Annotated in this window: 3 protein-coding genes; all 3 read right to left on the minus strand. The window is 35.0% G+C overall.

Annotated features, from left to right (window positions below; genetic code table 11):
* The coding region (locus Q763_RS16335) for a thrombospondin type 3 repeat-containing protein (protein ID WP_035136114.1) at positions 1–10,099 on the minus strand (10,099 nt) is incomplete at its 3' end.
* An 11-nt stretch (positions 10,100–10,110) separates the two neighbouring features.
* On the minus strand, positions 10,111–10,806 hold the full coding sequence (locus Q763_RS16340) for a hypothetical protein (protein ID WP_157499498.1): 696 nt from the start codon (positions 10,804–10,806) through the stop codon (positions 10,111–10,113).
* A 3-nt stretch (positions 10,807–10,809) separates the two neighbouring features.
* On the minus strand, positions 10,810–16,494 hold the full coding sequence (locus Q763_RS16345; RefSeq protein WP_035136116.1) for a choice-of-anchor J domain-containing protein: 5,685 nt from the start codon (positions 16,492–16,494) through the stop codon (positions 10,810–10,812).
* Between the last annotated feature and the right edge of the window lie 3 nt (positions 16,495–16,497).

Raw genomic sequence — 16,497 nt, forward strand, 5'->3', positions numbered from 1 at the left:
TCGGCATCTGCATTCCGAAAGGATAGTAATCACTATAGGAAACTACATCAGGTGTAAAGCCACCTGCTAAAGCTCCTGAAGAAACCTCTACAAGCCTAACATTATCAATATAGATAACTTCATCCTGTGTAGCAGTATGTGGGCCTATAAAAAATGATATTGTTAAAGATGAATATGACTCTGTATTTACTACAGGATATCTATTAACCATTCCTTCATACCCTACAAATTGAGAGCCATTTCTTATTAGTTTAGGACTAAATGAACCTGCAAAATTTTCTTTTACAAGATCATAAGTAAGCATGTATGTTTTATTATTATCAAGATTAGATCTTGTAATATTAATGAAAAACGACGGGGCAGCTCCTTGAGCAAAGGTAACTTTCAATCTACCATTCTCTGTAGTCATCGTAACACCCGATTGTACAAGAGCACTCCATCCGGTATATCCATCTTCAAAATCTTCAAAGAATACTTCATTCTCAACAGAATTTCCTCCTGCAAGCTTTCTGTCTGTTATTACACCCAATACATTTCCTAAATGATTTGTAAGCTCATAACGCTTGTCACCCACATAACGTTGTGCCAGTATTTTTTCTCCTATTGGTTCCGGTGTTCCAACTCCCTGGTCATATCCTTCACAAACGTCGCCTATACCGTCACCGTCTGCATCTGCCTGATCGGCATTAGCTGTATACATACAGTTATCACAAACATCACCAATACCGTCACCATCACTATCAACCTGATCAGCGTTAGCAACATAAATACAGTTATCACAAGCATCTCCCACTCCGTCACCATCAGTATCTAACTGATCTGGATTTGAAGAAGCACAATTATCACAAACATCACCTACTCCGTCACCATCACTATCTAACTGATCCGGATTAAAGTGGAACGGACAGTTATCTACATCATCTGTTAAACCATCGGCATCTGTATCCTGACCTGGTGTACCACAATACGTAGAAGAATATTGTGTACCATCTATTAATTGCATTGCTACACCTTCTGTAGAATATGCATATGGATAAGACATAAAAGTATCAAACGGGAAGTCAACAACAGGAGTTTGATCATCTCCTATTTTATATTCAAAATCACACATTTGAGCTCTAAGTCCCGGATCAGGCTGAGGATCATAATTTACAAAATATTCAACATCTCTTTTACCTAATGAATGATTTGCAGATGGTGGTGTAGGATAGTCTTTTTTACCTTTTTCCTCTTCACCATCCAATAGCACTACCTCTTCTTTTGTAAACTGATCATAATCATAAACATTACCGTTAAGAGTAAGTTTTGGCCTATAATTACTACCTACAAGTTTAATCTCTAAATCCATATCCCATTCCCCGGTAGGAATAGCAGAATTAAGAGTATATACATCCTGCCAAACATAGTTTCTGTAACTCCATCTCTTACCTCTAAGGCCTGCTCTATATCTATTATAAACACGCTGGTACTTTTCAAGAATAACCACAGGTATGAAATTACCATATTCATCTCTCTTAACCTGAAGTTTGGCTGCACTTCTATACCAAACTCTGTTTTGATCAGGAGGGAATACAACTCCCTGTAAATCGGTCACATTTTGTTTGGTCATATTAGGGAAGTTGGTTTCATCAATTTTAAAGTTTGATGTAATTTCAATCTGCCTTGTTTTTTCACCATCCTGATCAAATAAATGTAACTGGGTATTATCTGTCCAGGTAGTATAACTATTTCCTGTAAGGTTTATACCGTATAGGGCTGCTACAGTACTCACGGTAGAGAATGTTTGCATTTCACTGCTCATCATACTGGCTGAGGCAAATTGAGTTAGCCCCATTACGCTTTCTTGGGCAAGTTCAATACGGTTTTGTTCTAAACCTATCCTACTGCTTCCATAAATGTCTTGCTCTACTAAATAATATTTAGTTGGCTGGCCACTTTCTGCCACTACCTCATAAACACTCAATACATTACCCTGAGCATCCCTGTTATAGTAAGTGGTAGTTACCCCACTTTCATTTGTGACTGTTTTAGCTAATCTGTTACCAAGACCGTCATAAGAGAAATTTATAACAGTACCGTCTGTTTTAGTAATACTTTTAACCTTACCATCAACACGCCAGTCAATATCTAATCCCTCACCATTATCTTTTATCAGTTGTCCAATTGCATCATATTGATAATTATTAAAAGACTGATCCTCTGCATCTATGTCTCCATCAAAAGTAGAGCTTGGAGAATATGAATTTTCCTGAATATAATTTAATTGATTTTTACCTGCATTATAAACATAAGTAAACCTATCCATTTGGGTAATCCCTGTTGAACTACCTTCCGCATTAACACCTGTAATACCTTGACGTGATAAGTCTGTTAAATTACCATTTTTATCATAGCTATAAGTAGTTGCCGGTAAAGCTGTTCCTCCTTTTAAAGCTATCAAAGTATTAGGATCATAAACATAACCCATTGGAGTAGAAGATTTTATCCTATTTAATTGATCATAACTATAAACAGATGAATTTATAGCAAGAGGTTTTTGGTTATGATCAGTAATAGAAGTAATCATACCCCTTATATTTCCATTATATAAATTAGCTGCAGTTTGTGAACCTGAAAATTTTGTAACAAAGAAGGTATTTTCATCCTGTTTATTTTCATTAGTATATCGTGAAGAATAATCTCCACTATAATAATTCAACGTAAATGAAACCGCATCTTTAGCAACCGCAAAACCATCTTGACCTATATCATAACTATTACCTAATACCTCAGAGTTTACTCCTTTTAACCATCCATGTAATGTATACATGTAATCTAGCCCTTGTACTTCCTTATCTCCAATTACTGTACGGGCAAGAGGACCATGTTCATAATATTTATAATTAGCTTCTTTTTCCCATATTATATCATCCTTACTGGTATAAACATCAGTAATCCTATTGTCTTCGTCATACTCATATCTGTGTATAAATTGATCTGGCTCATCAGATTGGTATATAACTTTATTTACATTACCACTAATAAGGTCATAATCATATTTTACCTTTTTAATATGCTGTTGCATACTAATAAGAGCATCATCATTTACAATACTAATTAGTTCTTTTACATTACCATGTACATCATAATCGTAAAATATACCATTTTGATATTGTTCTTCAACAGTAGTAGTAGTTACCTCATCATAATATAATACAGCTGTAACCCTGTTTCTGGTATTATTAGAAGAATAATCAGTAAACAGTATACTGGTTGTACTAAAAGGTTCATCATAAATAGTTCTGGTAACCTCGTTCCTTACACCATTATCATTAAACTCATTTTGAGCAACTGACTGTAAAATTAATTTACCTTCACTATTTATTGTATATCCCCCAGTAGGGGTAATTTCACCTGCTTCATAAATACGCCCTAAACCATCATAACGTGTATAACTAAATTTATAATTTATCGCATTATTCTGTTTTGAATTTTGGGAAGCAATTATCCTACCCAAATAATCATAAGCAAACTTTGTTTCTCCACCATCCGGAGTTTTTTGCCAAACTAACTGATTAAGAGAATTATACCTATACTCTGTTCTTAATGAATGTGAAGGATAAACAGCCCCTGTAACATTATCTCTATTTTGATTAATAGTTGTGTTTTGAGAAGGAGCAAGCCTTACAGCTCCCTGAGGAGGTACAGTAGAAACTAAATTACCTGCCTGATCATAATAGTATAACGTATACTGATATTCTTTATCAGGAGCACTTTTAACAAATGTCTCTGTAAGTCCTTCCATAGCGGCCTTTAAGTATCTTTCTTTAAATGCTGCTCTCTGTCCCTGTAAATAAGCTAACCATAATTCACTTGAATATGTCCCGTTTACATTATTAACAAACGTTTCACATGGATCATATGCCTCTATTCTAATATCCTGAGAAGGGAATATTAATGCTGGCGGACAGGTTGTACTGTTTTGCATATATATTTCCTCAACATAACGTAACCAACTATAAGTTCCACCATCACTGATATAAACTCTATAATCATCAATAGCATCCTCTGTAGTTATATTTCCATAACCTAAGGAAGACATCGCAAATTCAGTTATTGTAATAAAATGAGCATCATCTGTGGTTGTTATATTAAGCTCTTTTATATAATGTTGATAGTCCTCTGATACATATTGAAGATTAGATGAACAGAAATATTCTGGAGAAAAATCTGCATCCAACGTATAACCGCTCACTGAGGCAACAGTATTACTGAATTGTTTCCAGCCATCTGCACAGCTTACCACATCAATAGTTTGAGGTATACAAGGATTACAGTCTACACGTACTTCAACAAAACACGGAGTTACATACAAGCATTCCATTGTTCCGTTTCCAACAAAACTACCGCCACTTGTTAATGTACCTTTAAATGTAAAGGCTGAATAATCATTATTAAAAGTAAATTCTGTTATCGTATTAACCTGATTTATATTATAGCCCGGTATATTAAACTTAACATCACAGCCTGAGTCAGTAAAAGAAAAACCTAACTGAGTACCTTCAGAGGTTTCAGAAACATAGAAATTATAGATTCGTGCTGTCTCATCCTCCTCTGTTAAATTAACATAAGGTGCTAAAACATTAAGGTTAGCTGAAGAGAAGTTCTGCGAAACTGTTCCTGAAGACAGGTACTGTGATCTCAACTCCATAAATAACAACCTAGTCGCATTAGTAACAGCTGCTCCTTCAACACATTCTGTTTTTACACATTCAATTTTTCCTTGTTTAATTGTGACACCCGGAGGCAACATTGTTAAACTTCCAAATTCATCATATCCCTGATATTCACCATGATGTACTTTAATATTAAATGTTGCAGTACCCCCTTGTGTGTCAAAAATTTCAAGATCAGAAAAACCTATGGTATTATTAAATAAATTAGTATTACCGTTATCATCTAATGTTAGATAAAACTTACATGGATAATTTTTATCAAAAACGAAGTAAATCCCACGTCCAGAATTATCATATGTAGTAAAATAGTTTACTGTTGGATTAGTAGCATCAACAAACGGATCTATATTAGCCATATATGGTTGGAAGTCATAAGACTCAGATGGGTCTAAAACATCACGTTTATTCCATAGGAAAGAAACAAGTCCTAAAAACTGTTCTCCTGCACCATGCTCTATATTTACTACTTCTTTACAAATACAATCAAAATCAAAAGGTCCTTTTCTGTCACCATTCAATATATTACCTGTTACAGTAACCAGATTATAATTAGGAAGTGCTATGTAAGAAACCTTTATAATTTGTTCTTCAATATTTACAGCTGTAAATTTATATATGTTTGAAGGGTTTAAAGGCTGCTGCATTGTAATTTGAGCAGTATTCCCTCCGTTTACAATTATTTGAAAAGCTGTAGAAGAAGAAGCGTTCCAATAAGCCACATAGTTATCATCTTCTAAAACCTCAGGTAATATACTATTCATATATCCATATGGATCTGCCTGAGTTAATGTCCCCGCATTAGTATAACCCAAAGATATATTCTGATTTAATAATTTACTTCCTCCAGGAGCATCATTTAACTTATTCATTAAGCGTAACAGTCCCTTTTCAAACCTTGACAACTTATTACATGGTACTCCTCCTGTTTCTGTTGATGACTGATTTGGTAATACTGTACCTCCAGGCACTATTAATGATGGATCATCTTCAAAACCACAACCACCAACAGCTACTTTTGAAGACCCTTCAATAATTATCTCTTCAGGGAATTCGCATACTGCAGGAACTCTAATTATAGATGCTACAATTCTAAACCTAAACAAGCCAGAACCCGGATCATAAGATCCTGGGATATAATAAAGATTTTTAAGCTCTGTTATAACAAATTTACCTATTTCGTAATCACTCCATGTTGGTGTTGTACCACAACCTGAATCAGTTATTCCTGCATTTAAAATTGTTAAATTAATAGGACTTAAACTTCCTATTTTTATACCTAATACTCCTCCATTCTGAGCACCATACATAGCCTCTGTTTGCATAAAGGTTGGCATAGATGTTAATCCTGCCTGAGACATGTACAAATCAGGTGTAAGATAAGGGAACTGATTAGTAGGAGTACCGTTTACTAAAAGTCCATGATTGTTATATGCAGGCTGAACCAAACCATTTAAAAAGTACTCCATATCAAATGCCAACGGACATTTTCCTGTAAGCATATACATACTGGCATCAGCATCATTGAGAATATCTTCCTGGTTTTGTCCCTGCTCCATACCATTATTTGAGCCATAGTCTGCCGGCATGAAACGCTTAGCTTTTTCGGCATACAAAGAAGCTGTTTGAGGATCACAAATATTTGTTATAGAATCCTGTTCGCCCGTTGTAACAGCAGCGTCAATAGAATTAACTATATCAGAATAGTTACTATATGTAATAAATGTTGTTACAAAATTATCTGTATCCTCAAGCTCACCTATGCAACCATTGTATCGGCTTTTAGTAAGCGAATATATTGTAGAATATACTGTTTTGATTTTATGCTTAAGTCCTGTATAATTACTTCTAAACATTACCCATATATTGTTTCTTTGACTTACAGGTAAAGTTTGAATATATGATAAAGCGGAACTAAAGCTTGATGTATTACTGTATAAGTTTTGGAAATCTGAAACACCCATCATACCATTACCGTTAAGCGTAAGGTATATAGCAGACTGAAGCATATTTAAATTAGAACCCTGTATAACTATACCATCATAATTAAAGTTTAAGGCTTCATCCATTATCGCTGTTCTTTGAGAGCGGTGAGTAGATGATTCAATAGTTCCTTCTATACCACTATATGTAATATTGAAGAAGGGATCTTTTTGATATTGTGATCTTTGTAGTAACTGCATGAATGTTATACCAAGCTGATTATTACTTGCATTCATTATATCTTCAAAAGTTTCAATAGTCTCCAGTTTAGCATCAAAAGAATCTGAAGTTTCTCCAGAGTATGTAGCTTCACAAATTGCTTTTTGATAAACGTAATAAAAATATTCAGGATGATATTTTATTAATGAATTAGCCCATGAAGGTACCCAGGCATTAATAAAATCAGAAACATTTTCAAGCTGTTCCGGGTTTACAAGATAATAACCCGGTAAAACATCTTCCGTCACTGTCCCTCCTGATATAGGTGGATCATAAACTCCTTCTGAAATTTTCTGAACTCTAATTTTAGAAAGCTCACCATATTCATTTACATAAGGTGTCGCCGGGTGTTTCCAGCTATAATTAGATTCAATATCCTGTACAGGCTCTCCTGTTTCCTCATCATTATATGTTGCGGTAACAACATACCCTCCATAATAAAATGAATTTCCTGAGTTAAATATGCTTAATGATTCAGGATATACTGTATCATCATCAATATCAGTACCAACAAGACCGTATGTAGAACCATATTGGCCATTAATACTCATATCGGCTAAAAGTTGATGTTCAAAAGCCTGACAAGGAGCTATAAGCTGCTCGCATAAGCCTCTACATCCCTGTAACAACCCATTAAACTCCTGCTCGAAACGATTTTCGTATAAATCAACTTCTAACTGATTTATTTCCTGTCCGGCATTATTAGTATAAGTAAGCTCTGAGCCCGAATATGCAAAAGTAGTATTATCCAATACAATTTTTATATTGGCTAAAACATACCCCTGCTTAGCAATGTTAATATAACTCTGTCTTGCTGAAGTATTTCCTAACTGATCTCCGTTAGGATTATTACTTGTATTAATAAGACTTGTAAAAGCTGATATCTGTGAATCACTAAGGTAAGGTGAAACCAAACTGATTTCGCACTCTGAACAGGTAACATTACAATCTTCAATAGACGCATTAGGACTAAAATTATCCGGATTAACATAACAAGGATTAGAAGGATCACTAATTCTTGCCATATAGTCATCTGCATAAGTCTCTAATGATTCGTTATTTATACGAACATCTTTACTAAGCGTATAAGTACCTACAGATAATGCCTGAGTAATAAAATCGTTTGAAAGAGTAAGTTGAGTAACTGTACTGGTATTAGTGTTAAGTACGCCTGCCTGTCCGCTTAAAGATGTATTTGTAAACATTTGATTTGCACAGTCATCTAATAAGCTTAAAGACCAGTCAAAAACAAATGGATAATTAATCCCATTTAAACACGATTCTGTATATGCATCCGTATCATGTGACAACGAGTAACTAAAAGTAAGTGTGCTGTTGTCATTCTCAACACCTACCTGCATCTCTACCTTAGAACCGTCAATACTACCTGAGTTATTACCTGTAGAGTACTCAATATTACTGGTAATTAAATCACTGGTAGTAATTTGATGGAGGCTGCTATTATTCGTATCTGTTAAGGCTGATAAATTACTAGGAGAATTTCCTGCTAAAGCAGTTGCAATGGTTTTGCCTGTTGGGTCAACATAACTCACACTAACCTGCCCGTTAGGATCTACCACCATATTTTTCTTATAGTGAGAGTTATATCCAACTGAGTTTCCAAAAAGCCTGTTTAATTCTTCCTGTTCAGGTAACATGTAAAAATATTGCATGTCATGTCCAGATCCTAATTGGTGGTTTGCTCCCACACCACCTTTTCTTCTTATTCTACCTGTATTATCAGGAGTATATTCTACTTGTGAAAAGGGATAACCGTTTGCATTAGGTACAAAATCCTGAAAAGGACTTGAAGCTGATTGCTGAGCGTTTTCTGAATAATATTTTGAAGCTCCTGCTTCATTAGACATGCCTCCTATAAGAGTTGGTTCACAAGATTCGTCTATAACTAAATCCCAGTCAAAATCCTTATGGGTAAAAGGATTTGAAGCATTATTTTTTGTTAAACCATCATAATATTTTATTGATGATTCCTGCAAGGGAGCTGGTAAAACTTCAACCGCAGGTCTTCCCTGATTATCGTAAATTACCTCACCAACAACTGCCTGCCTGTTACCGTTGTTATTGTTATTTATTCGCGTAACCGTTTGCCTGTTCCTTAAAGACCCGTCAAAAAAACTTGCTACTTCTTTCTTCTTAGCATTTTCTGCATAAGATGACTGATATTGCCAGTTCTTAGTCCCTCCTTCATAATTGGTTCCTATTTTTAATACATTTGGCCAGTCATTAACTGTGTTTTTATCTGACAGTCCACTGGACCAGGCACCATAATAATTTTTAGAAATATCATCTAAAAACCTACCTACTGGCCTAACCCTATAAATAAGGTATCCTTTAGAAAAGACCAACGGAATTCTATAACTGGTGTTTTTTGTTTCAATTCTTGTAGAATTTATTTCGAAATCCTTTTCTGTAAGTGCTATTTCAACCTTACTTAGTTCGTCATTAGATGTTCCATAGTTATCAACCCATGTCCATTCTAACTCATATTCTTCTGCCGGTGCAGCAGGGTATGCATTCCAACTAATTTGTACCTCGTCTTCTCCGTTTGTAGTACCGTTTGATGCTACTACGGTTTCAGTAAAACCGTTATAACTAACTAGCTTTTCTGTTATTGGAGTTACAGTAGTATCCTTCAGGTTATAATACCTGTCTGTCATAAACTTTAACTGTACATATATAGCTGGAGAAGTAACCGTAATTACCTGTCCGCTAGCATTTTTATAAACAGGTGCTGTCGAAGCTACTTTTACACTTGCCTTATGTACCCCTGGTAATTTATAAACAGCCAAGTCATTAAACTGCTGTAAATCATTAACATAATCATGCATAATCTCCATATTTACATTATATGGAGTAAGAGCTCCGGTAGCACTATAAGGAGTTATGGTTAATGTTATAGAGGCAGAATAAATCTGGTTATGCACAGTAGGAGTTGCTGAATCATCAGACAAACCAAAATAAACATACACACCCGGATCTACAGATATAAAATCACCACTATTAAGATTACTATAAAGTGGATCTACAATAATTGGTAAAGTATAGTTAGCTGTTAGTGAACCTGCCGGAACTGGATCATTAGAATGTACTTCCTGCTTTTGACTATAGCAAAAATGGCTAAAGACAATAAATAATACTGTTAATATAAACTTTCTGTTCAACATATATTTATATTTTATTTTAATCTTTGATCAATTAGTTGGTAATTACTATAGCCGGCAGATAAGTTTATCTTTCCACCTTTTAGTACGAAAATTTTAGAAGTATCAAATTGCTTTGCTGAAATTGCATTTCGATTAACATCTTTAAAAGTTATTTCCAATCTGGGATAACTTAGATCATTCTTTTTATAATCCTCTGAAAAATTCATTGCGGTATTATAATAAAACACCTGTTTCTTTAACAAGTAATTTTTACCTATATGAAGTACCACTTTAGAGTAAGGCAGTCCCGAAAAATTTTTAGGCAAAAGTTCAACTTCCCAATGTGTCTTTAAATCTTTAAACTCACCTATTGAGAGTACTTTTAAAAACTCTTTTATATCAAACTCCTGCTGTATGCCAGTTGTAGAGGATATCAAAATAGCTTTTTCAGAATGGCTTATCTGAGCTGTTAATTTTTTAGTAATAAAATACTCTGTCTGATCTATTTTTACATACGTATCGTCTAATTCGTTTTTATAATACTCACCTGTATAAGATTGGTTTACATTGTGTGAGTTATAATCTTTATACAAATTGTAAGTTGCATGGTATTGCAGAGGCTTTTTTAAAGAATATTCTGCAATGACTTTATTGATTACTTCATCTTTAGTTTGTGAAAACAAACTGAACTGAAGCATCAGTAGTAAGGTGCTTAAAATATATTTCATAGGTTAGTTGGTTGGTTGTATAACATTACCTGATCTGGATTCCTGAATAGTTTTAACTCCTTTTGAAGTTTCTTTTTTGATTCGCACTAAACCTCCCTCATTATCATACTCATAATAAGTTGAGTAGTTATTATCATCAAGTTCTGCCATTAACCTGAATGTTTCAGAATCATAAACAAAAGACTTCATACTTGCATTTAATGGATGTACACGTATATCATCAAAATATACCGGAATGTTAGGGCTTAAGTTAATTAGCTCAATCCTCATTACCTGAGCCAGTGCAGGTATCTCAAACTTAGCTGCAATACGCTGCCAGCCATCTATAATATCACCTGTTGGTAATAACTCAATATTTGCTACTTCCTGTTCATCACCATCCTCAAAAATAAGTTTTAACACCCCTTGAGTATAAGTTTTAACCTGTATATTTTGTTCTTCTTTTACCCAGGCACTTATCCAGTATTTTCCTCCCGGTGCCGGTTGGAAAGTTTCACAGCTTTTACAATACTCAACTGTAAATATTCCACAACCAATATTTGCCGATGAAAGTTTTTCTGAGAAATAGGTTAATTCTTCAAGCCCTGTAAAGTCTTCATATTCAAAATAAGATGCAGAAATAAGACTTTCAGAACTGTCTATAGGATATTCAGCATCTGGCAATTCCATTAAAAACTTAAGTGACGTTTTTAACATACCTGTCACATCGCTAATACCCGTATCACCGGTATTCCCGTTATAGTTTAATGAATTTTGATTAACATAATAACCTTCACCTCCATACACATATAGATGTGAATCAGGATCATTTGAAATATTGGTTACGGCATCTTTTAAGCCTTCAACATTAGCTGTTTGTGAACCGTCTGTAATTACAATTACGATTTCAGGTTTTAAGGCAAATGCTGTCATTGCATGATTAAGTCCACTAGCCCAATAATCAGAATCAGGACTAATACCCATTGCTAATCTTTGATCGCTGTAATTTGATTTGTAATTGGCAATCCAGTTTTTAAACAAAATCTTATTTTCTGCCGTTACCCTTCCGTAAACATGGTCTGTTCTTGTATTAAAATCAGAGTCAGACATACCAACGAAGGAAATCGTCATATTACTTCCTTCCTGCTGATCTATAAAAGCATTTAATTGTCTTTTTATACTGGCAACCTCTTCTGCATCTAAAGAAGATGATTCATCTATCACAAAAGATACATGTGATTCACATGGTTCTACTACCGGACAAAAATCAATATGCTTAACAGTATTTGTTGACTGATTACCGTTTGCATAGGTTACAATAAGACTGGTATTTGACGCCGAAGACGAATAGTTATAAATATTAATATCACTTATAGCTCCAAAATCATTAATCACCACATCCGGCTGTGAATCATTTTGTGAGAATGAGAACGACAGCTGTTGTCCGTTAAAGGAAACATTATAAATTGCCGGGTTAGCATCTGTAAGGTATGGAGATAAGGCTGAAAGCTCAATACAAGTATATCCTTCAGGTATAATACCGTTAAGGTTTAATAAATGATTTAACAGAGCTGTGTATAAAAACTTAACGCTCGTTGAGTTTTCATTAACCTCAGTACACGCATTATCACAAGATGCAGCTATAGTAACCGTTTTATAAAAATACGATTTACATCCGTTCACATTAGTGACCTCTAGTTTTATAAGGTAATTACCCAATGTACTATAGGTAATTGAAGGGTTTGACGACTGGCTAACTAATATAGGGAAAGTTCCATCACTGTTATAAAAAGTCCAGTTGTAACTCTCAATATTACTCATACTTGAGAGCAATGAGAATGTTTGAGAAGTATTGATTACCGAGCATGATTCGCCCGAACTCTGCATTATATGCCCAAAAGTAAATCCGCCACAGTCATTATCACCACCTATTTCAGGACAAAATTCAATACGATATACCTCAGAGTACGAAAATTCAGGACTATGTCCCGGCATATACGTTTGAAAATATCCTTCTGGACCACCTTCTCCACCAGGTATATATTCTTCAGGAAAAACAGTAATATCTGCTATATGAGCAAAGTTGCTTATAATTACATCTGGAACTGTAACATCATTAGAAAAAGAGAATCTAAGATGACCATTTGTTACATCTACATTCCATATTTTAGGATTGTCTACAACAATAAATGGAGCTAGTTCATCAAGCTCATCACAGGTATATGGATTAGGCACCGTACCCCCATTACTATAAATATCAATAATATGATTTACCAAATTCAAATATGCTTCAGTAACAACCGCATACTCAGCATTGTCTGACCAACATGTATATTCTAAATCACCTTGTGCCAGTGATACTACCGTCATATAAATATGAAAAGTAGCAATACAGCCATCTCCATAAGTTACTACAAGATCAGCAGTAATTTCACCAGGATTATTAACCGTTATAACTGGATTTGCTTCTGTACTTGTTCCTATAAACGAGTACTTGCTATTTGTATAAAACGTCCAGTTATACGATGTGATTGTTGTATTAGCCGTAACAAAACTAAATGAGACAGGGCCAACTAAAGCCAAATCATTACTAGGACTACTATTAACTATTATTTTACCATCTAAATCAGCACACACACTTGGGCAAAAGTTAACATGCTTTATTTTATTACTATATGCTTTTGTTCCGTTTAAATAAGTTATTGCAGGAGATGAAGTTACACTGGCATCAGAAAAACTCAATAGGTTAATATCGGTAATCTCTCCATTATCCTGAATAGCAACATCATAATCACCGGTATGATTAGCAAAAGAGAATTGTAAACCACCACCTAAATAAGAAATATTGTAAACTTTTGCATCAGCATCTGTAACATATGGTGCTAATGCTGTCATTTCTGGACATGTATATGGTGTTGTAACAGTACCTCCATCTCTGTAAATATCCATTAAGTGATTAACTAGGTCCATAAATAGTTCCTTTACTTCGTTTGAAGCAGGGTTTACCTCGGTACAATAGTTACTGCAATCAGCCATAACCTCAAACAGTTGTTCAAACTGTGTTTTACAGCCATTAGTATCTGTAACTATAAGGCGTACAATATAACTGTCTGCCACATCAAATGTAAAACTAGGATTAGCCTGCTGGCTTGTAGCCTTTACCTGGTAGCTATAATTATAAACTGCCCATGAGTATGATGCTATATTAGTAGCAGGTGTAACAAAAGAAAAGCTATGAGGCGTATTCAAATTCATACACGACATACCCGGATTAATCCTGATTCGCCCAGATACAGACTCACATTCATTATCTGAAGAAAGACCTTCAGGACAGAAATTAACATGCCTAATATTATTTCTAACATTTTGATATTCTCCATTAGTAAACTTAAGACCTGCAAGACCAATAGTAGATGAAGCGTCATAAGAAACTAAATTTATATTAGACAGATAGGTATCTTCCGACATATAAAACAACACATCAGGATCTGAAGGGGAATGATTGCTAAATGAAAAACTTAGCATCCCTCCTGCATAAGTAAAATTATATATCATCGGGTTAGCATCTGTTATATAAGGAGCTAATGCTGAAAGTTCTGTACAGGTATATGGATTTACACTTGTATCTATCGAATCAGCAGCTCCTATTAAATGGTTAACAAGTGCCACAAAAGACTGTCTTACATATACTGAATACTGGTTAGTATCCATACAAGACTCAGGGTACGATCTGGTACAAATGGTAAATGTTGTTTCGGCAGCATTTGAAGAAACCGAATATACCCTTATCTTATAGGTTTGACCTGCAACAAGGTTAGTAGCAACACTATAATCAGTACTACTACAATAAATTTGTGACATCGTAGCACAGTCTGCTCCTTCATACACGGCATGGCTAAGGTTAGTATCTGTACCGTTTATATTGTTTATTTCTATTATCTGTTCTGAGCTTGTAGCTACAAACTGATACCAAACATCATCATCTTCCGCACCTGCACAGGTACTAGGCTCAGGTGAAGCTGTAGCTCCTGTTACTTTACCTTTTACAGGGTAGCAGTCTCCAGTGGTATTAGAGCTTAAAACTGTAGCATTTGCACATTCGTCATTTACCGGAGGACATAAATCCAATGATAAATTTTTACTTAACAAAACACAGTTTTTGTTACTATTATTTTGAAGTACAATTCTAATGTTACCTGTAGCAGGGAATGAAACCGTTCCCGGAGCTGAAATTGTTTGTGGTGTAGCACCAACAGATCCACTTTCGGTATAAAATGTTGCTGTTAATGTACCCGATCCGTTACCAAGGTTAGTGATGTTTGCAACTGCATTAAAAGTACCATTTACACAATCTCCCTGTATACCAAAATCTGCAACAATGTCAGACGAACAGTTATTCTTGCTAACTATAAGAGAAAATCGACTGGTATAGTTACCCTTAGTAGCAACCACAATATAATATGTGTGGCCTGATAACACCTGTAAATTAGTAATTTCCTTATTTGGTGTTGACTCGTCAAAACCGGTAGCATAACAGTTAACACCAATATCATTACAACCATCATATACAAAAAAAGCTGTTTGGTTTACTGTTGAAGACATTTCGATATTAATGGTCCCATTTGCCGTTGGCGTATAAGAGAATATTTTATATTTACCGTTAAGATACCCCTCTGATCCTGAACCGCAACCTGATCCTGCAGCAGCTCCTAAACCACTAACCGTATATCCTTCGTTCACCTTTACATAAGGCAGGGTTGTAGGTATGGTAATAGCACCTGCACAACCTTCTCCTGGACTAAGGGTACTGAAATAATATGTTTGAGACCAAGGACTGTAATTACCAGCTCCACAAACAGCTCTTACTTTATACTTATAATCTGTTCCCTGTGTAAAAGGAACAATAGTAGGTGCTCCTGTAGGTGCTTGTCCAGTAGTACCTGTTGCAGCATATGTATTTTGAAATACTGATATTCCATTTCCTGTAAAGGGATTTGAAGTTTCTAAAATTTCTATCTCCCATGTTGATGCCTGTCCAATTATATCCCAAGATAAGTTGGCCGAACTGGTTGTAATACCATTTGCTCCCAAGTTCGTTGGTTCTAAACATCCTGAATTTACTGTAATATCATCTATTAACCAACGATCTACATTATCTCCTTCCTTAAGGAATGCCAACCTTACATTTTGACCGGCTACTGAATTAGTGGGTATATTAACCGTAACTAAATTATATTCCTGTTGGGTTGGATTGATTTGTAATTCTGACCATGTTGATAATAATGTAAAATTATTAATATCTGTAATGGTTCCGTTTGCATCAATAATCAGGACTTTATACACCCCTCCCTGATCTCCGTTCATTGTTAAACGTGAATAGAATTTTAACTGCGGATTATCCATTGCAGATATATCAATAGCAGGAGTTACTAACCAGTCTTGCGCTATACTTCCTGTCGGTACATTATCCTTGCCTAAATAAGCCGCTGCATTTCCTGTTCTTGGAGGTTGGGCTGGACTTCCTAAAGGGCTTTTCATCCAGGAATAATATAAACCTATACCATTATCATAAACATGCCAGGTACCGGAACTTAATGCCCAGTCACCATTTGTAGCGTTATCCGGCGCTCCCTCAAATCCTTCTGATAACTGAGAGTAACCATTATATGTAACTAATATTGCTAATAATAGCTGTATAATTTTTTTCATCTT

The sequence above is a fragment of the Flavobacterium beibuense F44-8 genome (genome assembly GCF_000769915.1).
Taxonomy (GTDB): Bacteria; Bacteroidota; Bacteroidia; order Flavobacteriales; family Flavobacteriaceae; genus Flavobacterium; species Flavobacterium beibuense.

What these genes read in the sequence shown, in the direction of transcription:
- Q763_RS16345 (WP_035136116.1), bottom strand. Translation starts at nt 16,494, where the DNA reads ATGAAAAAAATTATACAGCTATTATTAGCAATATTAGTTACATATAAT.
- Q763_RS16340 (WP_157499498.1), bottom strand. Translation starts at nt 10,806, where the DNA reads ATGAAATATATTTTAAGCACCTTACTACTGATGCTTCAGTTCAGTTTG.